This window comes from Streptomyces sp. NPDC091377, assembly GCF_044757045.1.
Taxonomy (GTDB): domain Bacteria; phylum Actinomycetota; class Actinomycetes; order Streptomycetales; family Streptomycetaceae; genus Streptomyces.
Genome location: NZ_JBIVUE010000038.1, coordinates 1 through 22,338 on the forward strand (window position 1 = coordinate 1; position 22,338 = coordinate 22,338).

The 22,338-nt window shown below is 67.7% G+C and carries 17 protein-coding genes and 1 pseudogene; 10 read left to right on the forward strand and 8 right to left on the reverse strand.

Annotated features, from left to right (window positions below):
• Positions 1 to 447 precede the first annotated feature (447 nt).
• Positions 448 to 2,571: an RHS repeat domain-containing protein gene (locus ACIQNG_RS38405; RefSeq protein ID WP_401491772.1), complete on the reverse strand. Its 2,124-nt coding sequence runs from the start codon at positions 2,569 to 2,571 to the stop codon at positions 448 to 450.
• Between the two features lie 214 nt (positions 2,572 to 2,785).
• Here ACIQNG_RS38405 and ACIQNG_RS38410 point away from each other — a divergent pair, with 214 nt between their 5' ends.
• Genes ACIQNG_RS38410 through ACIQNG_RS38425 form a run of 4 tightly spaced genes read left to right on the forward strand, consistent with a single transcriptional unit; the run spans position 2,786 to position 5,614 of the window.
• Positions 2,786 to 3,013, forward strand: coding sequence for a hypothetical protein (locus ACIQNG_RS38410; RefSeq protein ID WP_401491774.1), 228 nt, complete (start codon positions 2,786 to 2,788; stop codon positions 3,011 to 3,013).
• Positions 3,010 to 3,588: a class I SAM-dependent methyltransferase gene (locus tag ACIQNG_RS38415; RefSeq protein ID WP_401491776.1), complete on the forward strand. Its 579-nt coding sequence runs from the start codon at positions 3,010 to 3,012 to the stop codon at positions 3,586 to 3,588. Before ACIQNG_RS38410 ends, ACIQNG_RS38415 begins: the two co-directional genes overlap by 4 nt.
• Before the next feature lie 32 nt (positions 3,589 to 3,620).
• Positions 3,621 to 4,778, forward strand: coding sequence for a bifunctional class I SAM-dependent methyltransferase/NUDIX hydrolase (locus ACIQNG_RS38420; protein WP_401491778.1), 1,158 nt, complete (start codon positions 3,621 to 3,623; stop codon positions 4,776 to 4,778).
• 50 nt (positions 4,779 to 4,828) lie between these two features.
• A complete protein-coding gene (locus ACIQNG_RS38425; RefSeq protein ID WP_401491780.1) occupies positions 4,829 to 5,614 on the forward strand; it encodes a PIG-L deacetylase family protein in 786 nt (261 codons plus the stop codon).
• Here the strand turns inward: ACIQNG_RS38425 and ACIQNG_RS38430 are convergent.
• Positions 5,603 to 6,124: a GNAT family N-acetyltransferase gene (locus ACIQNG_RS38430; protein WP_401491782.1), complete on the reverse strand. Its 522-nt coding sequence runs from the start codon at positions 6,122 to 6,124 to the stop codon at positions 5,603 to 5,605. The two genes, ACIQNG_RS38425 and ACIQNG_RS38430, sit on opposite strands and share 12 nt — an antisense overlap.
• A 530-nt stretch (positions 6,125 to 6,654) precedes the next feature.
• On the opposite strand from ACIQNG_RS38430, the gene ACIQNG_RS38435 reads away from it, so the two are divergent.
• From ACIQNG_RS38435 to ACIQNG_RS38450, 4 genes are all read left to right on the forward strand, one after another.
• Positions 6,655 to 7,509 (forward strand): hypothetical protein, encoded by an 855-nt coding sequence (locus ACIQNG_RS38435; RefSeq protein ID WP_401491783.1) that lies wholly within the window; start codon positions 6,655 to 6,657, stop codon positions 7,507 to 7,509.
• Positions 7,510 to 7,538: 29 nt separating this feature from the next.
• Positions 7,539 to 7,703, forward strand: coding sequence for a hypothetical protein (locus ACIQNG_RS38440; RefSeq protein WP_401491785.1), 165 nt, complete (start codon positions 7,539 to 7,541; stop codon positions 7,701 to 7,703).
• Between the two features lie 130 nt (positions 7,704 to 7,833).
• A complete protein-coding gene (locus ACIQNG_RS38445; RefSeq protein ID WP_401491787.1) occupies positions 7,834 to 8,259 on the forward strand; it encodes a DUF4259 domain-containing protein in 426 nt (141 codons plus the stop codon).
• Between the two features lie 37 nt (positions 8,260 to 8,296).
• Positions 8,297 to 8,701: a hypothetical protein gene (locus ACIQNG_RS38450; protein WP_401441545.1), complete on the forward strand. Its 405-nt coding sequence runs from the start codon at positions 8,297 to 8,299 to the stop codon at positions 8,699 to 8,701.
• On the opposite strand, the gene ACIQNG_RS38455 is transcribed toward ACIQNG_RS38450, so the two are convergent.
• The 5 genes from ACIQNG_RS38455 to ACIQNG_RS38475 form a co-directional block, all read right to left on the reverse strand.
• Positions 8,698 to 9,075 (reverse strand): hypothetical protein, encoded by a 378-nt coding sequence (locus ACIQNG_RS38455; protein WP_401491789.1) that lies wholly within the window; start codon positions 9,073 to 9,075, stop codon positions 8,698 to 8,700. The genes ACIQNG_RS38450 and ACIQNG_RS38455 overlap by 4 nt on opposite strands.
• A gap of 52 nt (positions 9,076 to 9,127) precedes the next feature.
• The gene (locus tag ACIQNG_RS38460; RefSeq protein ID WP_401491791.1) at positions 9,128 to 9,616 is read right to left on the reverse strand and encodes a DUF4265 domain-containing protein; all 489 of its coding nucleotides are present in this window, start codon (positions 9,614 to 9,616) and stop codon (positions 9,128 to 9,130) included.
• A 117-nt stretch (positions 9,617 to 9,733) separates the two neighbouring features.
• Positions 9,734 to 10,129, reverse strand: coding sequence for a DUF5958 family protein (locus ACIQNG_RS38465; protein ID WP_401491793.1), 396 nt, complete (start codon positions 10,127 to 10,129; stop codon positions 9,734 to 9,736).
• Positions 10,126 to 10,782, reverse strand: coding sequence for a hypothetical protein (locus ACIQNG_RS38470; RefSeq protein WP_401491795.1), 657 nt, complete (start codon positions 10,780 to 10,782; stop codon positions 10,126 to 10,128). Before ACIQNG_RS38470 ends, ACIQNG_RS38465 begins: the two co-directional genes overlap by 4 nt.
• Positions 10,779 to 11,054 (reverse strand): hypothetical protein, encoded by a 276-nt coding sequence (locus ACIQNG_RS38475; protein ID WP_401491796.1) that lies wholly within the window; start codon positions 11,052 to 11,054, stop codon positions 10,779 to 10,781. The genes ACIQNG_RS38470 and ACIQNG_RS38475 overlap by 4 nt, the downstream gene beginning before the upstream one ends.
• Positions 11,055 to 11,598: 544 nt before the next feature.
• Between ACIQNG_RS38475 and ACIQNG_RS38480 the strand changes: the two are divergent.
• Positions 11,599 to 12,550 (forward strand): annotated as a pseudogene (locus tag ACIQNG_RS38480) (SRPBCC family protein); the annotation flags it as partial.
• 1,293 nt (positions 12,551 to 13,843) lie between these two features.
• The gene (locus tag ACIQNG_RS38485) at positions 13,844 to 21,283 is read left to right on the forward strand and encodes a LamG-like jellyroll fold domain-containing protein (RefSeq protein WP_401491798.1); all 7,440 of its coding nucleotides are present in this window, start codon (positions 13,844 to 13,846) and stop codon (positions 21,281 to 21,283) included.
• 332 nt (positions 21,284 to 21,615) lie between these two features.
• On the opposite strand, the gene ACIQNG_RS38490 is transcribed toward ACIQNG_RS38485, so the two are convergent.
• Positions 21,616 to 22,230, reverse strand: coding sequence for a hypothetical protein (locus ACIQNG_RS38490; protein ID WP_401491800.1), 615 nt, complete (start codon positions 22,228 to 22,230; stop codon positions 21,616 to 21,618).
• Between the last annotated feature and the right edge of the window lie 108 nt (positions 22,231 to 22,338).

Here is a 22,338-nt window from a genome sequence, read left to right on the forward strand (position 1 = left end):
TGACGGCATGCGGGAAGATGGGTGTGCAGGCATGGACTCGCTCGGTGCTCATACGGACTCGACACCCACATGATCACCAGCGGCCATGCCTGTTCCGCGTCCAGGGTCACCCACAGACAGAAGTCGACAAGCCGTCACAACCGGTGCTCAGCAAGCGAACCCGCCCACCTCGGCACTTCTCAAAGACCCTGGGCTCCGGGTGGCCAAGTTCTTTGAGCCATCCAACGGCGACAAGCTCACAGCCATACCCGAACCCCCGGGCCCGCCGATCTTACGAATGATCGACTCAGACCCGCGCTTGGAAGGTAGGACAAGCTTAGGGCCCGCCGAACGAAACCCAGATCGGCTGGGCCTGACGGAGCAGTCACACCGACAGCTTGGGCCGGTGTGACTGTCCACGGCCGCTTTCGCAACCCAGCTATGGGGGCTGAAACGTAAGCAGAGCCATTAGATCACGATGACCCGGATGAGATTGCGTGTCACCATCTCACCCTCAAGGTCCCTTGAACCGGAGGTAATCCGATCCGCAACTGCCGGACTCAGGAACAACTCGTCCACAGCGCCTGGAAATTTGATGCCCTTGTACAGAACCGGTGAGTCCCAGCCCTCATGTGCTGTTATTCCCTGGTCATCGAAGATCAGCGCGCGGGTCGGTGTAGACACTTCATTAACTGCTGCCAGCACGGCAGATTTAATGATTTCCGACTCTTCGAGAGTTAGACCGTCCAGCCAGAAGGTCTGAATCTGGCAACCCAAAGGCTCGTACGAATACTCGCACACCACGTTGATGTCGGACGAGATCCACCAATTAGTAGTTATGGTCGAGGTTCTCAGGCCAATCAACCACGCGAGCTTCTCAGCGTTGATGGGGATGTCGTCCCCATCAACATTGATTACCGTCGCGCTGCCAGTTACTGGATGGCTGATTCTGACGCCGTGTTCACCAAAGCTGGCAACTTGGTCGGAGAAGATCTGGATCTTCCCAGACTCTCGATACCATCGGATGAATCCGTCTCCCATTCTTCTACTCCGGCATCTTGAAGGTGTGGACATTATCATCGCCGAACACCTTGCGCGCTGGTCGATGGCTCGTCCTGGTGTGTCGTCAGTCAAGAAGTACCATGCGGGTACACCTTCCTGATCTGCCACATATTTGCTAATCCTTAGCTTCTTGCCGAAATCGGCTGGATTGCGCGCCTTGTTCGGGCCGCCCACGAAGACGAACTCGCCGTTCGGCCCAAAAACGTCCAGGCCAGTGGATCCGACGTTGGGCATACTCTTCTTGATATCTTGACCATTTGGACCCTTGGCGAGTGTCCCTCCGATCATTTTAGCTACAACCTCCTCCCGTTCGAGGCCCAGGAGTGCTCTTTGGGCCCCTCTGGAGACGGTTCCGCTGGTGGAGCCTACTGTTGCAACTCCGACTACTGCGCTTCCTCCCGATGCTCCGCCGGTGGCTGTTTCTGCGATTGTCGCGGCGCAGACTGGTGCTGTTGCCAGGCATCCTGCCCATGCCAGTGCGGCCAGTGGGGCGACGGCTACGCCCAGCCCCACAACAGTCACAACGCCGAGCAGGACCTTCTGCCAGGTCGCAAGTTTGGGTCTGTCAGGGAGGTCGCTTGCCGTGGGGTCATAGTGGGGGTTTGCGCCCATGGCATAGCAGGACTTGCAGTCGGATCCGTCCTTGCGTGCGGGCTTCGGGTCGGGCCCCTTCTTGAAGACGATCTGTACCGCGCTCACGCCAGCCCTGGTGGTCACCGTGACAGTCATGGCGCCACTGCCAGTGCTGCCGTTTGACTTCTGGTAGGAGGCTGGCTGGGCGTAGGTCTGAGTGGAGTGGTAGACCCAGGTTCCGTTGGGGCCCGGTGTCATGTAGGAGTGGTACCTGCCGCCGCCGGGTGTGTTGCAGCCGCGCTCGCAGTCCGTGACCGGCCGTAGGCCGGTGGGGTCTGACTTGGTGACGGGGGTGTTGTTGGCGTAGGCATAGCCGTTGAGGGATTCGTGGTCTTCGGGGGCGAGGATGGGATCGACGGACAGGAAGCGTCCGAGGGCCGGGTCGTACTCGCGAGCTGAGACATGGGTGAGGCCGGTGCCGGGGTCGGCAGGTTTGCCGAGGAAGCCCTTATCGTCTGGCCAGGCTGACGGTGCGGTACCGCGGGTTTCACCGAAGGGCTTGGTGTAGCGGCGGGTGACGGCCTGGGTGGTGGCGTCCACAGTCATGGAGGCGGTGCCGTGGTGATCGTCGACCATCCAGGACAGGCTGGTCTCAGTGCGGACGGCGGTGGCGTCTCCGGCCGGGTAGTAGCGCTGGGCGGTGAACTTTTTGGTGGTGCTGTTGTAGTGGAGTTCCTGGCCGGCCAGGTACAGGACGGTCCTGTCGGGGCCGCGGCGGATGAGGAGGTCGCCGCCTGCGTCGTAGAGGTACTCGGTGGTCTTGGTTCCCTCGGTGAGGAGGGAGAGTTCCCCTTCGATGTCCCATTCAAGGCTTTGGGCAGTGCCTGTGGGGCCGTAGCGCTTGGTGGTGTTGCCCTGTTCGTCGTAGGTGTAGTCCTTGGCTGGCCCGCTGCCCACGGTGACGGAGGTCAGGGTGTGGGGCTGGCCAGTGCCGGTAGCGCTGACCGAGGGGTAGGCGTAGGTGGTTTTGGTGTCGCCAGTGGTCTTGTGTCAGGCCATCCTCAAGACCGCACTGGAAACCGATCGGCGGGAGCAGACAGTCTCATGAGACACGCGCAACGCGAAGAAGTCCCTGAGACAGATCCTGTGCGAGCCCCGCTTCCAGGGCCGCATGCAGGCCGCGAGCACCACGGTGACCGCCGGAGCCCGGCCCCTCGCCGCCGCGCCCGCCGGCGCCTTGGCCCTCTTCCTCGGCGTCCGCGGCACCCTCACCGTCGGAGCGGTCCTCCAGATTCTCCCCGTGATCCTTCTGCTCGCCTCCCCTGTCCGCGCCCTGCGGGACATGCCCGTCCCGCCCGCGCGCACCGCCGTGCCGCCAGCCCGTGAAGGAGCCTCATGACGACGACCTCGACCGCCGCGTACTGGGAACCGCTCTGGGCGGGCGGCCGTCGCTACCGGCAACTCGACTGCCCCGAAACCCAGTTGATGGCCGAACACCTCGGCCCCGGCCGCGGCCGCCCCGCCCTCGACCTCGGCTGCGGCGACGGCACCCTGGCCCGCCACCTTCACCACGAGCTCGGATACCGCACCACCGGCATCGACCTCTCCCCCAGCGCCATCGCACTCGCCGCCGCCCACGACGACGGCCCCGTCCCCGGTCCCGTGTGGCGGTGCGGCGACATCACCACCAGCGACCTCACGGCGCTGCCGCAGCCCGCATACGCGGTCATCACCTGCCGCCTGGTCTACCGGTGGATGGACGACAAGGCGGCCTTCCTCAACCGCGTCCGCCACCTCCTTGTCCCCGGCGGGACGTTCTGGGTGGTCACCGAGATCGCCGGCCGCCGCGAGGACACCGACCCCCTCCACGGTCTCGGGATCAGCCCCGCCGAGGCCGAAATCCTCACCGCCGGCTGGTCCGCTGCCCAGGCCGCCGACCTTGACGTGCTCCGCTGCTACGCCCTGCGCCCCTGACTCCCACTCACCCCTTTCCGCTGGAGGACTCGGTGACCACCGAGAAGGACACCCTCGACATCTGGAACACCTACGGCACCCACCAGATCACCAGAGGACTTCAGCTGCCCGAGCTAGACCGGTGGGACTGGGGAATCCCGGAGACCAGCCCCGGCATCAGCGTCCTCGGCAAGGTGGCGGGACTACGGGTCCTCGACCTCGGCAGCGGCCTCAGCCGGCACGCCGCGCACCTGGCCGCCCTGGGCGCCGAAGTCACCGCCGTCGACGCCTCACCCGCCCAGCACCAGCGCGCCCTCACCCGCTACCCGGACCACCCCGGCCTGCGCCTGGTGTGCGCCGACGCGGTAGCCCACCTGCGTGCTGCCGACCCGTACGACCTGATCTACTCCGTCGGCTCCGTGCCGTACCTGGACCCGGGCCGGCTGGTGCCCGCCCTGGCCAACGGGCTCAAACCGGGCGGACGCCTGGTCTTCTCCGCGCTGCACACCAACTCGGGCGGCGCCGGGCCCTCAACCGAGGTGACCCCGCGCCCCGAGATCCTGCGGCTGCCCGGCACGACCGAGGACCACCCGGTGAACATGTGGGTCCTCAGCGTGCAGCTGTGGGAAGACCTCCTGGTCCAGCACGGCCTCACCCTGGAAACGGTCATGGCGATCGACTCCCCGACGGCGGACAACGTGGTCTCCTACCGGCTGTATGCGGCCCGCCGTCCGGAACGCGTGCCCAGCCGCCCCTGCACCAGTGCACCTCCTCCGCCGAACACCGCCCTCGGAGTCGGCGTGATCGTGCACGGCCCTGACGGCATCCTGCTCGGCCAACACCGGCGTCGTACTTGGGAGCTCGCCGGCGGGACCGTCGAACCGGGCGAGACCTTCGCCGAGGCCGCCGTCCGCGAGCTCCACGAGGAAGCCGGTCTCGTGGCCGAGCCCGACGGCGTACAGGTGCTGGGCACGCTCCTGGACCGGGTGGGCGACGTCGTACGGCTGACGGTGCCCGTCCTGGTCACCCGCTGGTCCGGCATTCCCCAGCAACGAGAGGAGGCCATCGGGTCCTGGCGGTTCTGGCCTCTTACCGCGCTCCCCCAGCCGCTGTTCGTTCCCAGCGCCCAGTGCCTGACCGCCTGGGACGCCACCCTCCCGCTCGATCACCCGCCCGCCCACTTCCAGCCGTACGCCTCCCCCGGCCGGTAGGCCGCCACCGACCACGCCCACGACCGCGTCCGACAGAAAGGGCCTTACCCGTGCCACCGTCCTCTTCCGCGCCCCGGCCTTCCCTGCTGGGCGTCTTCGGCCATCCGGACGACGAGTCCCTCCTGGCCGGCGGCATCCTCGCGCAGCACGCCGCCGCGGGCGCCGCGACCGCCGTGGTCACCGCCACCTGGGCGCCCGACAGCCACCGGGCCGGTGAACTCGCCGACGCCCTGGACATCCTGGGAGCGGGCACGCCGCGCATGCTGGGATTCGCCGACGCCCGCATCCCCGACTCCGCGCCCAACCGGCCCCGGCTCTGCGACACCCCGCTGGAGGAGGTGGCTGGGCTGATCGTCGAACACATCCGCGCCGTACGGCCACAAGTCGTCGTCACCCACGACGCCTACGGCCAGCTGACCGGCCATCCGGACCACCTCCGCACCCACCAGGCGACCCTGCTGGCGTTCCACGCTGCGGGCCTGGAGCACCTCTACCCGCAGGCCGGGGCCCCGTGGCAGCCCGATGCCCTGTACGCCGCGACGCACCCGGATTCGGGGGTGGGCGAACTGGGTGTGCTGTTGACGCGGGTCGGCAAGAAGGTGCTCAGCGTTGCGGACGAGCACGTCACCGAGACGGTCGACGTGAGCGACTGCACGGACCGGAAGTTGGCCGCGATCCTGGCGCACCGCAGTGAAGCGGCGCGGGAGCTGCCCCTTCCCGGAATCCTGTCCCGGCTTCCCGCAGCGGAGCGGGAGTCGATCATCGCGACGGAGTACTTCACCCTCCTTGGCAGGAGGCCGGCGCCGGACGGGGCGGACCTCCGGCTATGGCGGTGAGCTGCTGCCGAGTGCCTTGGTCATGGCCCGGTTGACTCGGGGGTCGCGTCCGGCGACGTAGGAGGGACAGAGCAGGTAACCGGCGCGGTGGTAGAGGGCCAGGGCGGCCGAGTTGCGCCGCCCGGTCTCCAGCATGATCCGCGTTGCCCCACGGCTGGCAGCGTGCTGTTCGAGGTGTTCGAGGAGGTACCGGCCGATTCCGTGGCCGCGGGCGACGCCGGAGACATACATGCGTTTGATCTCCGCGGTGTGCTCGTCGAGAAGGCGTACGCCCCCGCACCCGACCGCATCGTCGCCGATGGGGGCGATGAGGAACATGCCGGCGGGCGGGTCGAAGTCCGCCTCGGGGGTGGCGTCCGGGTCGTCGGCGAAGCCGTACAACGTGTGCTGTTCGGCGCGGAGGGCCTGGGTCAGGCGGCGCGCGTCCGGGTGGTCGTAGGGCGCGGCGTTCACGGAGGGCGTCAGGCGTATCGCGGCCGGGGCGTCGGAGGCGGTGGGCACGAAGGTCATGTAGTCGATAGTGCCCTGTCGACGGCGGTGAGCGAAGGGGCGCCGTCCGGCGCGCGCATGCGGGCGCCGGCGGAGCAGCGGATCCGGCGCAGGAGGTTGCGGCAGCGGATGGACTCCACGTCGGGTACCCGGTCGGCGAGCTGCAGGAGGGTGGCTGCGGTGGCGTCGGGGTCGCGGGCGATGAGGTGGGCGTGCGCGAGGTGGATGCCGTGCAGGAGGGCGGAGCGGGGGAATCCGCTGGTGGGGCCGTGGTCGGTGAGGGGGGACAGGAGTGTGGTCGCCTCGGCGAGCAGGCGCCTGGTGTGGGCGGGGTTGGTGGCGGCGAGTTCGACGAGGGCGTGGCCGGCCTCGGCGGAGACCTGTTCGGGGTGAAGTAGTACAGGGAGGGAGGGTCGTCGTCGCGGCGGTGTTCCAGGAGGGTCCGGCAGCGGTCGGTGGCGTCGCGGAAGGCGCTGATGTCGCCGGCGGCGGCGTGGGCGGTGGCCATGCGGCCCCAGGCACGAACACTCGCTCCGTCCGAAGAGCTGGCCATGGCCCTCGACGACCGCAGCCCAACCATGCGTCCGAACACAACGACACGCCCGACGACCAACCGGAGACCCGACTACTTCACGACGTTCCGGGCCGACGTCGTCCGGCCGGCCGATCCAGCCGTCAGCGCGTGTCTGTTGACCATCGCAGACTCCGTCCTCACCCAGTACGACACCGACGAGCGCAGATCGCTTCTGCGGCAACTCCTCCCCGGTGACAACGCATCCGTGAACGGCCGATGGGGCTGCGGCAGCGCGTTCTCCAGGAAGTACGCGCAGAGCTGCTCGCCCGGTCTGCGGGAGCTGGTCATCGCGCTCACGATGCCCTACACATTCATCGGGGCCCGCACCCGGCCCCGCCCGATCACCCGGTCAGAATGCGGGCCTCAGCATGTTCCTCAGGTCTTGCCCGCCGAATGGGTTGAAGAACTTCTGGGCGAACTCTCGCTATCCCCCGGCGAGCGCAACCACCTCGCAGTCTGCCGACTCGTGCAGACGATGCGTGGAGGTTCACTGGGCGATGCCGCCTACTTCCTTGGCCTGCCCACATACACCCCGCAGGACCACCGCATCTCCGCGCAGGGAGGGCTGGCCCTTCGAGCAGCCGAGCAGAAAGGACTCGACTGGCTCGACAAGACTCTCCTCAATATCCCTGACCGGCTCCGGGAAGCGGGGCTCATCGATTACCGGCACCGCCGGGAGACACTCCAAGACTGGCTGATCCCGAAGCCGATCTGGACCACCCTGACGAGCAAGACCCTCAATCAGGAGAGCAGGCTCTCACCTGCCAAGCGCGAGCTGTTCACGACCGAAGCCGAGCGCATCCTCGACTCGGTGATGATCTGGACTACGTGACACAGGGGCGAAAGACGCTCGCTCCGCAGATGAACAAGTACGCCTCAGCAATCAAACAGCGACGCCAGCATTCAACCTGGAAAGTCTTCATCGGCGACACACGCGTCCACCACGTCGGCCGACAGCTCATCGAGCTTCTACAGGCATACTCAGAGGACCTTGCGCACCAGATCGACCAGGGCATCCCCCAGTGACAGGTATCGCGCCCAGGTGACAACTATCTCGCCCAGTCACAGGGATCACCCCTGTCCCCGTTCAGGCAGGGCTCAATGTCAGTGGCTGCTGTCAGGATGCCCGGAACCGGCCACGATGCAGGAGGGCGACATGGGCACTTGGGATGTCGGCCCCTTCGACAACGACACCGCAGCGGACTTCAGCTACACCCTCGACGAGGCAGCTGCGGATGCGCGCGCGGGCATCATCCTCGGCACCCTCACACGCGTGATCGACACAGCCGGCTACCTCGAAGCACCCGAATCCGAAGAAGCCCTCGCCGCAGCGGCCCTCGTTGCCGCGCAGTGCCCCGAGGGTGAGCCGACCGATCCCGTCGCCGGTCCCGAAGAGCCACTTCCCGACCTCACCGGCCTGCGCGACCTCGCCCTCCAGGCCCTCGACCGCGTCATGACCGAGCCGTCCGAGCTGATGGACCTCTGGGATGAATCGAATGGCGGTCCCTGGCTCACGCACATCCGTATCCTACGGAACGCGCTCACGCCACAGCCTCCCGGCGAACAGCTCAGCCTGATCTGAACCACCGCACCCTACAAGTTATCCCCGAAAGGTCACCATGAGCTGGGACGTGCTCCTCTTCCGCCTGCCCAATGACGTCACCTCGGTGCAGCAGATCTCTGACGACTACGCCCCCGCCCCGCTCGGCAGCCAGCACGACGTCCTCGCAGCCATCACCCAGGCCATCCCCGAAACCGACCTTTCCGACCCCACCTGGGGTGAACTCCTCGGCCCCACCTGGTCCATGGAGCTCAACATCGGCACAGAAGACCCAGTCGACTCGATCATGCTCCACATTCGCGGAGGCGGCGACGACGTCCTCACCCCTGTCTTCCGCCTCGCAGGAGCCCTACGCTGCAAGGTTCTGGACTGCGCCGAAGGAGACCTGATCATTCCACTAGAAACCTCCGGATGGTACCGCTTCCAGCAGTACCGCGACCGCATGCTCCGCTCCCATCGCTAAAGGCTGAGGCGCGAGGACACACTCTCCGTGACGGCGGAGGCGATCAACGCCACGAGATTGTCGGTCCAGCAGTCAGACTCCTTGGTCGCGACCTCGACACCGCAGCCGCTGCACACAAGGTTGGGGCCGTCCTGGCCGGCGAGTCCGCAGCGGCCAACGAGACGTCGAGAATCGGGGTGCAGCGCAGTCCCCGGAACGTCATCCGGGTGAAAGATCAGCAGACTGGCGTCGAAATTGACCTTGAAGGTCCCCGGGGCCATCCGGGGCGAGACGACCTCATGGCCCACCGGCCGCTCCGGCCCCCTCAGCGGTTCCCCCGGAGCCACCTCCCTTGTCAGGAGCTGCTGACAGCTGACGCAGTGAAAGGTGGTCATAGCGTTTTCCTCCTTGCCTCTGCACGAGGAGAGGCGTGAGCCTCTATGGCAGTCACGCAGCTGCCGTGGCCTGCCACATGGCGGTGACACACCCTTCCTCCCAGTGCCACCACCCCTTGGCCTCTCCATGTTCCAAGAGCTTCCGAATCCGAGGCAGGTCCGCATCCGGTGGCACATCGAGCGCCACCATCCGGAACTGCTCGATGCCCTCGCCGGTCGTGCCGAGCCGGTGAAAGGTCTCCAGCACGGTCTGCCGAGCGGCAGCTGAGCCGCCGTCCTTCATGACGATCAACCGGATGGTGCAGTTCTCTGAAGCCTGCACCGTCTCGCCAGCCCAGCGGACGCCTTCATCATCGAGCTCCACCCGGATGATGTCGTCGCTGGCGACTCGGCGTACGAACCAGGGAGTGTTGTCCAACCGAACGGTTCCGTCGCCGAGGTCCACCGCCCACAAACTCTCCACGCTCGCCGGCGGCCAGCCGTCCTCGTCTACCTCCAGGCGGAAGTGGACCTTCACGTGGTCGTCCCTGATGCTCGTCACCGCACCATCATCCACAGCCACCGTCGTCGTGGGAAACGATGGGAGTCCTGGTAGGACTGATCCATTCCTCAGGAACGCTCAGGCGTGAAGTGCCTTCAGAGCCGCGGCATTCGGGTTTCAGGCGACGGACAATCTGTGCCACCAGTGACTGCAGCCGTCGGAGCAGAAGCCCTCACGGCGTCGCGCATCGGCAATCGTGAGCACCGCGATCAGCAGCCTGAAAGCCTTACGGCGTTCGTCGAGGGGGGCGAGACCGGCAATCTTCCCCAGCTGCTCGTCGATCCGGCCTCGCGAGATCAGCACTGCGGGCGTATGGGTCAGGCGCAGCCCGGCACGGCGGATGGCCTCCTGCGCGTCCTCGGCGACAGCGCGCGCCTGGACGCAGTGATGGCGCAGGAACAGCAGCGCCTCGGACTGCTTTTCCTGGCTGAGGCTGTCGAACCATTCGATGCCCTCTGACATCGGGCGCAGCCCCTGTGCGAGCTCGTTGAGCAGGACGTCGCGTTCGTTCATGACTGCCTCCCGTGGGACGGACGCCGCTCCGCAGCGGTGATCAGGACTCCGAGCAACCTTGCCAGATCGGCCGAGCCTTCGGCGTCGTCGGCCCAGCGGGTGGTCTGCAGCGGGTGAACGTGGTCGAGGAGGACGCCTTCGCGTGCAAGGACGAAGGCCAACGCCAGCATGGCCGCGCGGGCATTGCCGTCCTCGAACGGATGGAAGAAGAGGACGTCGAGGTAGGCCCGGACAGCACGTGAGGGGAGGGGCAGATTCGGTTCAACGCTCTCGGACAGACAGTGCTCGAACAGCGCCTGCGTATCGGGTGCAAGACCGTAGCGCTTCCGTCCGCCCTTCGCGAAGGCCGGCATCGTGCGGAAACCGACGAGGTCGTGGGCCGACACGGCCCGCTGCCACTTCGCCATCAGGGCGAAGGCCAGCGGCCTGCCCTGCTCCGCGTCGGCAAAGGCCACGTCAAGGGCGGTCAGAACCCGCGCGGTTCCCCCGCTGTCACGTCCACCTCGCGTTGCCATGAAGAAACTCCGGAAGCCGTCGCGGGCCGGTGCTCCAGAGACAGGGGATGCGCCGCGCCAGGACGGCCAGGAGATCTCCGGCCGGATGAGCAGCCAGTCGGCGAGGCTGTCCTTCGATTGGCCGGACCCGGAGGTCATCTGATGCCGCCCACGCCTCTGGCGAACCGCGAACTCACCGCGTCGACCACCGGAACGTCAGGCGCGATCCAACTGCCGAACCGGCCGCCGACCGCGTTCTCGACGATCTCCTCGGCCTGGCCCTCGTCGATGCCGTTGTAGGCGAGAAACCATCGGAGGACTTGCATGCAATGCCCGTACCAGCCGCTCTCGGCCTGGGTGCGGTCAGCCACCACGGTGAGCAGGCGCGTGCACGCCCGCTCCCAGTTCCAGAGGTCCGCCGAAGAAGCCACGGTGTTCCCCGGCGGAGAGGAGGGAGCCGGCCCGGCCGCAGGGCCAGCGCCGGACACCCGTCGGCACGGAAGGGGGCGGCCGGGCGCGCTGGAGTGAACACCGTGTGCCTTCGCGCGGGTCCCTTTGCCCTCTTCCACGCGCGGTCCTACGGCCCCGTACGACCGCCCCATTAATGATGGTGCATGACTGTTTTTCGCTTCTGTTAGGAAGGTGTCTCATGAGAAAGCCCACCATCGTGAGCGCGGCTCCCGACAAGCTCGCCCCCGGGGGACGAGGTCCTGTTCACCGGCACCGACTTCGACCTGGTGACAAAGGCGACGTTCTTCAAGGCCGACGGGAAGACCGAGCTCTACACCGTCGCGGCGGCTGCGAAGGGCAAGGGCACCGAGGTGTCCGCCAACAGGAGGCCGGGCGACGGCCTCCCACCATCCAGAACATCAGGCCGAAGATCCCGAAGCTCGCATTCGGTCGTCCTCTCGACGAGGAGATCGACCGTGACACACGAGGTACGCGCCGTCGTCCGGTTCGGTCAAGGGCTTCCTCAACATCTGTCGGCACCCCGGCGTCAAGCTCTGCACCGAGGAGTCCGGCGAGGTCAAGCGCGCCTTCCAATGTCCGTACCACGCCTGGTCGCACGGCCTGGACGGCAAGCTGGTCGCCGTCCAGGACCTGACGTTGATGCCGGACATCGACCGGGGACCGGTCAGCGTCTGGACATCGACACCGAACGCACGCACCTGACGGTCACCCGCGACCCCGGCGGACGGAGTACGGCCTGATCAACATCCATGTGCGGGAGGGGCTCGGCTATCTGTGGGTGTGCCTCGCCGACGAGCTGCCGTCCTTCGAGGCGGATGTGCAGGGCGCGGTCGTCGAGCGGCTCGACGACCTGGAGTCGATCGAGCGCTACGGCATGGACGACCTGAAGCTGGGCCGCCGCATCACCTACGACGTGAAGGCGAACTGGAAGCTCATCATCGAGAACTTCATGGAGTGCTACCACTGCGCCACGATCCACCCCGAACTCACGGAGCTGCTCCCGGAGTTCGAGGACGGCTACGCCGCCCAGTGTTACGTGGGTGACGGCGCGGCGTTCGGTGAGGACGTCCAGGGGTTCACGGTCGACGGATCCGAGGGCCTGGACCGCATCCCGGGTGTCGCCGACGACCAGGACCGCCGCTCCTACGTGATCACCGTCCGGCCGCAGGTCTTCATCAACCTCGTGCCCGACCATGTGATCTTCCATCGGATGTACCCGCCGGCACCCGACCGTACGGTCGTCGAGTGCGACTGGCTGTACCTGCCGCGCGTGGTGGAGAGCGGCAAGGACATGGACCGTTCGGTGGAGCTGTTCCACCGGGTCGACCAACAGGACTTCGACGCCTGCGAGCGCACCCGGCCGGCGATGCGCTCGAAGTCGTACGCCAAGGGCGGTGTGCTGGTGCCCAGCGCGCACCACATCGGCGAGTTCCACACCGGGCTGCAGAACAAGCTCGACCACGCGTCAATCACGAACTCGCGCAGGCCCACATCCACTCCCGGGAATTGGCCCCACGCCGAGAGGAAGACTACAACTCACGAACCCTCTCACCACCGCCCAACCCATGTGTGCTCTGCGCCCACTCGCCACCGATACACGTTGGCAGGAAAATATGCCCGATCACCACCATCATCCCCTCCCTCAGCCGACGGATCGTCATCAACCGATCGGTCCGCAGGCGTCGGGCTTCCCTCTCGAAGGCAGCCAGAAAGTCTGCGGGATCTCGGCATCCCGCACTGCGTTGATGAAATCTTCACGGAGGTCCGCATCCGGCATCGGGGGATTCTCAGCCGTTTCAGATTTCACGCTGCTGGCGGCTGTCACTAATGCGGCCTGGTAGTTCTTGCCTGTTTCCTTCATACGGCGTCGCATTTCCTTCTTACGTGCGTGATGCTTCTCACTGATGCTTCTTCCCGCGCTGCCCCGTGAATCGGCGCACGAAGAATGCTGAATCTTCCAGTTCAGCGAGGATGCAGAGCACCTTCGGGCCTGACGCGCTCGCCTCGCTCACGGGCGAAAGAGCACAGCCGGGACCGTCGCCTCATGGCGGTCCGACCCCACTATCGAGCTGGGTACGCAGAAGTTCACTCCTGGGCAGTGTTGTTCCTACCGCCGTCCACTCAATCGTTGGCCATCGCCACCGCGCGGAGGCGGCATCGCCGGATCCAGGCACAGGTCCCACAACGCCCACACCGCACTATCCAGCGAGTCCGGCGAGTCCTCCGTCTCCCTCTGACCGACGAACGTCGTCATCCGCGCCTCCAGCTCCGCGAACACCTTCGTCGGAACAAGGCCCGCGTGACAGAGGGAGAGTGACGAGACCAGGGTACAGGGATGGGCGTGCCGGACACTCTGCGATTTTTTGCAGTCCCGACAACCTCTGGTGCTGGGCAGTCTCGATCAGCCCTCCCATCGGCTGCAGGCGGTAAGGCGCTTTGCGTCCGTTCTCTGCTTCTACTTGGCGCTGGTCGGCGTTCTGCACCACGGAGGAGTCATCCGGTACTTCCTCTGTCTACGGTGGCGAAGCTTCATCCGGCCATGGATGCGGTTTCGGCCATTCCGGTGGGCCGCGGATCGCATTGAATTGAGTGTTCGATAGTCGATCTGCGTGGGTGCGTGATCCACTGCTTCCGGGGATTCTGCTGATTGGTTCTGTGCCGCGTTCGGCGGCGAGTTTGCAGTGCCCTGTGTCGATTCCTGCTGCCCTTCCGCCCTGCCGGCGGGTGGGCCAACGAGAACGGATGGTTGATGGCAACTGATCAGAGTCTGCTGAAGATCTACAGCGATCGGACGTACGCCCACACCACGATGGTGCGACATCAGGGCACCGCGCTGGCGTTCGCGATGGACGACAAGCGGAGGATCGTCTACACCGTCCTGGACCTGTCCGCGTACGACGAGACGCGAGGTGAGCTGGACGCGGCGTACTGGTCGGAGAATCCGGCTCCGCTGCCGTTCCCGAAGGAGATCGTGCAGGTCGGTTACGGGGTGGCGGGGGCGACCGTCATGCCGGTGGTGAAGAGGGGCGGCCGGACCGAGGCCCAGTCCGAGGAGGTGCTGGAGCAGGACGAGATCGACGCATTTCTGTCGACGACGGCCCGGCTCACGGCCCCGGCGCCGTTTCAGGTTCTCTCGGACGGCACGCATGTGGTGGTGCTGCGGCAGGCGGTCGGGGCGGGGCACGCGGACGCGGTGTACGCGGTGGGCGTCCGGGGGCGGTCCACCGGCGACGGCGCGCGGGCCGATGTGGTCAAGGCGGCGGGGGCGCCGGTGCCGGTGGTGGCGGACACGCTGCTGTGCGACCGGTTCCTGTTAGTGGGCGGCCAGTTGAAGCCGGTGTCGGAGGTGCGTTTCAAGCGCAGCCGGCACCGGACCGAGCCGGCCTCCGCGAAGGACAGCCTGGGCTCGGTTGACATGGACGGCAGGCCCTTCCACGAGCCGACGCAGGAGCTGGGCTTCATCCGGAATCTGACCCAGGGCCGGTTCGCGGCCGTGCTCGTGCCCACCTCCGTCCGGGCCCAGCAGCGCTGGCAGTTCTTCGCCCACAACGGAGCCACCGGCCGGATCGACTGCTTCAGTGTGGAGCAGGCCGCCGACGGGCTGTTCAACACCCAGGGCAGCCGCTACTGGACCAGCCCCGACGCGCAGTACCGGGGCTCCGTGTTCGAACGCGAGCCCGGGACGTGCCCGTTCACCAACAAATCGCTGGTCCCGCTGGTCCCCGACGGCCGGCATGCCGAGACCGCGATCCAGTTCAACGGCACCAGCCACTACCTGAACCTCGGGGACGCGCCCGCGCTGAAGTTCTCCGGCCGCGCCTACGCGGTGGAGGCGTGGATCAAGCCGAAGGCGGCGGGCGGCCCGGTGATCGCCCGCTGGAACGACGCGGACAGGAGAGGCTTCCAGCTCCGGATCACTTCCACCGGGCAGGTGGCGCTGGACCACAGCGGCGGCACCCTGACCTCGCTGCAGAACATACCTCCAAACTCCTGGGCGCATGTCGCCGCCTCCTTCGACGGCACCACCGCGACCCTTTACGTCGACGGGGCCTTCAGCGGCGGCGGGCCCCTCGCCTCCTCCGGCGACGGCACCGCTCTCCTGCACATCGGGGCCAAGGCGCACGGTCCGTTCTTCAGCGGGATCATCGACGAGGTGCGGATCTGGAACAGGGCGCGCGGCCAGAGCGAGATACAGGAAGACCGGGGCCACCGGCTGATCGGCAACGAGCCCGGCCTGGCCGCCTACTACCGCTTCGACGAGGGCACCGGCACCACGGCGTACGACCAGACCGACACCGCCGCCCACGCCACCCTCTCCACTGATTCGGTCTGGGTGACCTCCGAGGCACCGGTCGGCGACCATCCCGGGGTGCGCCGGGACAGCTTCACCTTCTCCGGCCGCGACATCGTCTCCGGGCTCTCCGCCACCCTCTACTACCAGCAGGAGGAGACGGCCGCCGGGTACGGGAGCACCGCCAGACCCGCGAAGCGGCAGGGCCGGGTGGTGCTGGCCTGCGCCACTCGCCCCAGCGGCAACACGACCGCCGCCGCCCAGCTCGCCACTCTCGACCTCGGCGTCGGTGCCGACGGACTGCTCGCCGACCTGCCGGACGTCATCGCGCTGGACTCCGTCGACCTCCCGGCGAGTGACGCCACCGGCCAGATCGCCGTACAGGAGGCCCGGCTCACCCAGCTGCAGGGCGAGGTCACCACCCTCCGCGCCCAGGCCGTGGCCCTGCCCGCCGAGCTGAGCAGGCTCCAGGCGGAAATCAGCCAGGCGAACACGGCCGCCGAGAACGACCTGTCGAAGTGGGCGATCCGACTCAAAGGCACCATCGCAGGCGATTATCTCAGCGCGCGCTACATCGCGCACATGGCAACCCACCTCGTCCATTGCACCGACGGCGCGACGGATGAGTGGCAGATCGTTCCCGTGCCCGAGCTGCCCCGGGTCGGTCACGACGTCCCGTTGGCGCTGGTTCATATCGCCACCGGAATGGTCGTCGAGTCCTATCAGTCGGGCTCCGGCCACAACGCGCGGCTCGCCCGGCACCGGCTCGACAGCACCCTTCCCCAGTCCGCCCAGTGGGAGACCCACGGAGACAGAAACACCGGCTTCAAGTTCTTCAACTACGGAGCGTGGGCCTGGCTGGCCAAGAGCGGCATGGTGACGCGGGACGAGATCATGCTCCGGTTCGCCGAACTCAGAGTGGAGAAGCAGCGCATCATCCCCGGCGAGGCCATGGCGGACAAGGCCGCCCGCGTGGCGGCGCTCCCCGGCCTCATCGACCGCTGCGCTCTCGACCTCGCCGCCAAGGAAGCCCAGATCCGCACCGTGCGGGAGGAGCTGGCCCGGCTCAGCGGCGGACTCCTCGGAGCGGCCGACCGGGTGCTGGCGATGCCGCTGGTCGCCGTCGACACCAAGGGACTCAGCTCCACCGGTGCCGTCCTCGCCTTCGCCCGCACCGACTCCACCCCCTTCCTCACGGAGAGCGCCGCCGGGCGGGTGACGCTCTACTACCGCGGCAGCGGCTCCGAGTTCTTCGCCACCTATCTCGACGCGACCGTGCAACGGGGCACACAGCGGCTGGCCGGCAGTGAGCTGACCACACTCTTCACGGCCCGGGACCCGGCCATCGGACTGTCCGGCACGGAGATCAGGGTCGCCGACCACACGGCAGGCGGCACGACCGTGGCGGGACTGTGTGATCTGACGATCACCCGGACTCTCGGTACCCGGACCGAGACGGAGCGGTTCACCGGCGTGCCGCGCCGTGCCGCGGACCTGGCCGCCGTCGTCAACGGCGTCCCCGAGGAGCCCGTCCGCCTCGGCACCGTCGAGCGGACCTCCGGCAGCGAGGTGGTCCTCACCCGCGCGCTGGCCGCGGCCGTACCCGCTCCCTCGTACATCAAGATCGGCACCACCATCCACCTGGTGACCACGGCCGCTGCCGAGGGAGCGACCACGCTCCGGCTCGCGCAGACACCGGCGGCCGCCCCCACGGCCGCAGCAGCCGTCTATGTCATCCGCCACGATCCCGCCCGGGCCGTCTCCTCCCGCCCCGGCACCGTACTGACCGGCGGATCGCAGTGGATCACCGCCACCGCCGACAAGCCGGACAAGCCTCTCGGCAACGGGACCGCGACCGCCGTCGCCACCGGGCACGGAAGCCGCTGGCGCGGTGACTCCCCGGGCCGTGCCTTCGCCTTCAACGGCACCGCGCAACGGCTCACGCTGCCCGCCGCCCGGCTCGACCAGATCACCACCACGGGGGATCTGACCGCAGAGGCATGGGTCAACCCCAGCGCCGTCCCGCCCGCCGGCGCACGGGTCCTCCAGCTCCACCGGGGCAGCACCAAGGCCGCACTCGCCCTGACATCCGCGACCCTCACCGGCGGTGTCTCCTTCGACGGTACCGACGACTGGATCAACATCAGCCAGGCCGACCCCAGCGCCCAGGGCAGCTACACCATCGAGTGCTGGATCAAACGCACCAGGACCGGCGTCACGGAAGGCGTCCTCGGCGCCGATGTCACCCACCTCAACATCGGATTCACCTCCACCGGTGCCTTCACCTTCGCCTTCACCGGGCAGACCCTGACCACCAGCGCGACCTACCAGGACACCGACTGGCACCACTGGGCCGTCGCCTTCGACCGCACCAGCATGGTGCAGACCATCATCCGGGACGGCGTCGAAGTGGCCCGCCGCACCGCCACCGGCCTCCCCAGCGGCAGTACCAATCTCAGCCTGGGCCGTTCCGCCCACAACTGGCCGTACAACTTCTTCGCCGGGCGGGTGGCCGAGCTGCGGACCTGGAACACCGCCCGTTCCGCCGCCGAGACCGCCGCCGACCTCAACCGCAGGATCTCCACCCCCGAGCCCGGACTGACCGGATCGTGGATCTTCGACAGCTCCCGGGACCCCGCCTCCCGCCTCGCCGTCCTCGGCCCGGTGGGCCGCACCACCACCTCCTGGAACAACACCACGGCCGCCACAGCCGCCAACGGGCCGGCGGCCGTCGACTCCCCCCTGCGCGGCTACCAGATCCACGCCGCCGCCGGCGACACGGTCCGCTCCAGCCGCGAGACCTACGTTTGCAGGCAGTGGGCCCACCTCGCGGCGGTGTACGAGCAGTCCTGGGCACTGCGCCTGGACGGCTCCGCCTGGGCCGAGACCCCGGACGAAGACCGCCTCGACATCACCGGTGACCTCACCATCGAGGTCTTCGCCTCCATCGACTCCACCACCGCCAGGCAGGGCCTGATCTCCAAGGGCGTCCTCGGCAACGGCGAGGGCGGCACCGTCCCCTACCAGCTCACCCTGCTCCCCGGCGGCAAGCTGGAGTTCGCCTTCGAGGAACCGGGCCCCACCACCGTCCGCTACACCTCCACGGCCGCGATCACCACCGGATTCCACCGGATCGCCGTCGTCCGCCGGGCCGGCAGCTCCACCAAGGAGGAGAAGAAGCCCCGCACCTTCCGCTCCGTCACCGCGGACGGCCAGCCCCGGGACGAGAGCTTCGAGGTCACCGAGCGGGTGGAGGTGGAGGAATGGCAGGACATCAGCTTCATCGTCGACGGCCGGGCCTTCGGCACCCACCGCTACACCGGCACCGGGCCGCGCGGCAACGACGGGGCGCTGGAGATCGGCCGCACCCGCGACGGCTCCGCCGCCCACCATCTGACCGGCAGCATCGGTGAGATACGGATCTGGGGCCGGGCCCGCGACACCGACCAGCTCGGCGCCCCGCTCCAGCCCCGCGACGACGGACTGATCGCCCGCTGGACCTTCGAGGAGAACACCGGAACCACCACCGCCGACCCCGCCGGCGGCCACGATCTGAAACTGCGCCGTGCCACCTGGACCACCGACGCGGACCCCCAGGCCAGCCACTTCACCGTCTACCGCAACGGCCGGCCCGTCCCCTGTGACACACCCGCCACCAGCCCGCTGGGCTCCTGGGGCGACGAACAGCTCACCCTCGGTGCCATCGCCACCTCCGGCGCCTACGGCGGCTTCTTCTCCGGAACCCTCGAAGAGGTCCGGCTCTGGCGCACCGCCCGCACCCCCGAGCAACTCCTCGACAGCCTCTTCACCCGCCTCAAGGGCGACAAACAGGACCTGATCGCCTACTGGCCCTTCGACTCCGACTCCACCACGCCCGCCGCCGACGCCGTACGCGACCATTCCCCGCGCGGCAACCACCTCGACGTGGGCACCGACACCACCCGCCCCGGGATCATCCTCTCCACCGCCCCGGTCTCCACCGACACCGCCGCCGTCCGCTCCGCCCTCACCGGCATCCGCACCCCCTTCCACGAACGGATCACCGCACCCCCCGCGGCGACCGAGTACGCCGACCTCCAGTACACCCCCGACGGCCAGGCCCAGGGCGTCCTCAAACGCGCCTACGCCCACATCACCGACGGCGTCTGGCATCTGACCACCGGATACAAGATCGGCGACCTCATCACCGAATGGGTCAGCCAGGTCCAGTACGCGCCCCAGCTCATCGGCTACATCGAAGGCGCGCCACCCGTCCCCTCGGAGAACCTCACCGGGAAGTCCGACCCGGCCGGCGCCTCCAGCGTCGCCCTCAAGGAAGCCGACAAGACCACCTCCGTCCTCGGCTCCGCCGCTAACAGCCGGGTTGACATGTCCTTCAAGGCATCGGCGAAGGCCCACGCCAAATGGGGCGCCATGTCGGTCACCGCCCCCCTCGGCCTCGGCGTCTCCAACCCCATCTTCACCGTCGAACTCAAGGGCGGCGTCACCAACGCCACCGACTTCTCCAACACCTGGACCAAGGACACCACCCTCACCCAGACCACCACCACCGACCGCAACACCAGCGCCACCCTCACCGGCTACTGGGAGAGCCCCACCGCCATCCGCAACACAGCCGTCGGCAAGCGCTACCTCCCCGACAACAAGGGCTACGCCCTGGTCCAGTCCGAGACCGCCGACGTCTACGCCCTGCGCCTCGCGCACACCGGCGCGCTGGTGGCGTACCGGATGATGCCCAACCCGGACATCCCCAAGGACTGGAACATCATCAGCTTCCCCATCAACCCCCAGTACACCAAACAGGGCACCCTCGACGGCGCAATCGGCCTCACCGACCAGGGCGCCAAGATCCTCGACGAGGCGTACCCGACCGCCACCGGCTACGGCGAGTACAGCTACTTCAAACCCCGCGAGGCATACGCCATCAAGCGGCGGATCCAGCGCGAGAGCCAGGAACTGCAGAACTTCTACGCCAGCGTCTCCACCGACACCGACGACCCCGATCCCACCACCGAACGCGCCGCGAAACTCCTTCAAAGCCTCACCGGCATCACCCCCGCCACGCCGGAACAACGGCCGGACACCGAGTCCGCGAGCGCCTTCGCCGACCGCGACATCGCCAACACCTATGTGTGGACGGCCGACGGCGGTTTCTTCTCCGAAGCCGTCGGCACCGTCGACATCGTCAACGAGACCGTCTCCGGCTCCTACACCTTCACCAACAAGACCACCGGCCTGCTCGACCTCGACATCACCATCTCCGGCGCCGGTATCAACTACCAGATGGAGGCCATGCTCGGCGGCGGCTACTCCGTCACCCGCCGCCGCTCCAACGAGACCACCCGCGGCCACAGCCTGGAAGTGATCTGCAAGCCCAACCGCGACCTCCAGAAGTACAAGGCCGACGGCACCGTCGAATACGACGCCCGCAACAAACCGGTCCTGATCCCCGGCAAGGTCGACGCCTACCGCTTCCTCACCTTCTACCTCGGCCAGGACACCACCCACTTCGACGACTTCTACAACAAAGTCATCGACCCCACCTGGCTCGCGAGCAGCACCGACGCCAACGCCTCCGCCCTCCGCCAGGCCCAGCACAGCGACGCCAAACCTCCCTGCTGGCGCATCCTCCACCGGGTCACCTTCATCTCCCGGATCCTTCCGCCCGTCGCGGCCACCGCCCCCGCCTCCCTCACCAAGGCCATGCGCACCGTGGATGTCCAGAGCAACTACGAACTCATCCGACGCCTCGACCCCTACGTCTCGTCCGCCACCACGTCCCTGCCCGAACTCGCGGAAGCCACCCGCACCGCCCTCGCCAACCACCTCCCCGAACTCAGCGCCCACAAGGACGAGATCACCCAGTTCCTCGCCGACTACTACGGCGTGACCCAGTAGCCGTCCGCCCAGTTCCCGGAACCGCCAACAGCGCGGCACCGGGTCACCAGGCACCCCGGAAGCACCCAGCACGCCGGTCCTCTGCCCTGGCCCGCACGTCGGCGGGTCAGGGCAGAGCCGGCGGCAGGCCCCTACCGGGGACCACCCCTCCCTGCACGGCGCGAGCCGGGAACCGGTCCGCGCCGCCGTATGCGATGCAGGAGCCGTACCGGGAGGCGGAAGCAGTCATCGCAGCGACTCCATCACCTCTCCGGCCGCCCCGGCAGCCGGGGTGCAGCGGTTTCGCCGTCGTCACCCGGTAACCGCCCGGCCCCGGACCCCGGAGCCGCGACTCAGCGCGGGAGGTGCGCGGTGCGTTCAGGGTGTGCGGAGGTGATGTAGCGCATCGCGGTGGTGGCGCTGATCCCGAAGAGGCGGATCAGGTGCAGGGGGTCCTTTGTCTCGAAGGCTTCGTGGAGGATGCGGTCCTGGCGAGCCGTCTGCATCGAGACCCCGGTGCCCTGGAAGGTCTTGTGCAGCGTCTCCGGAGTCACGGCAGTGTCCGGATCGACGGCGGTCCACCGGTTGACCAGCAGGTGCCGGTTGGCGGACGCGGGCCAGCGGCGGTGCCGCTCACGGGTCCACTCGGAGGCGACCCGGTAGCTCACCTCGTCCAGGTAGACCGTGTGCCGCAGGCGGGGACGACGGACCAGGAGCCGCTCCCTCGGCAGGTCGAGGTCGGCCAGGAGCAGACGGCGGACATCCGGCGGGGCCTGCGTACTGACGTCGGCACCGCGACGTACAGGTGCTGACCCGTGAGCGCTGGGAGCTGGTGCGCGAGCGGCGGTGGTCGACGGGCGCGATGTCCACGGCGCCGACAGCTGTAGGGCGGCGAATTCAGACTCCAGCGCGGCCGGCCGGCGCCGGTAGGGAAAGGCGGTCGTGGCCGTGCCGGACAGGCGGAGCATTTCGCAGGTGGGCCCTAGTCTTCTGAGTCGGGAATTCTGTTCAGATATGAGGCGAGGCGTTCGAGGATCTCGTCTGCGGTCTTGGTCCAGACGTAGGGCTTCGGGTCG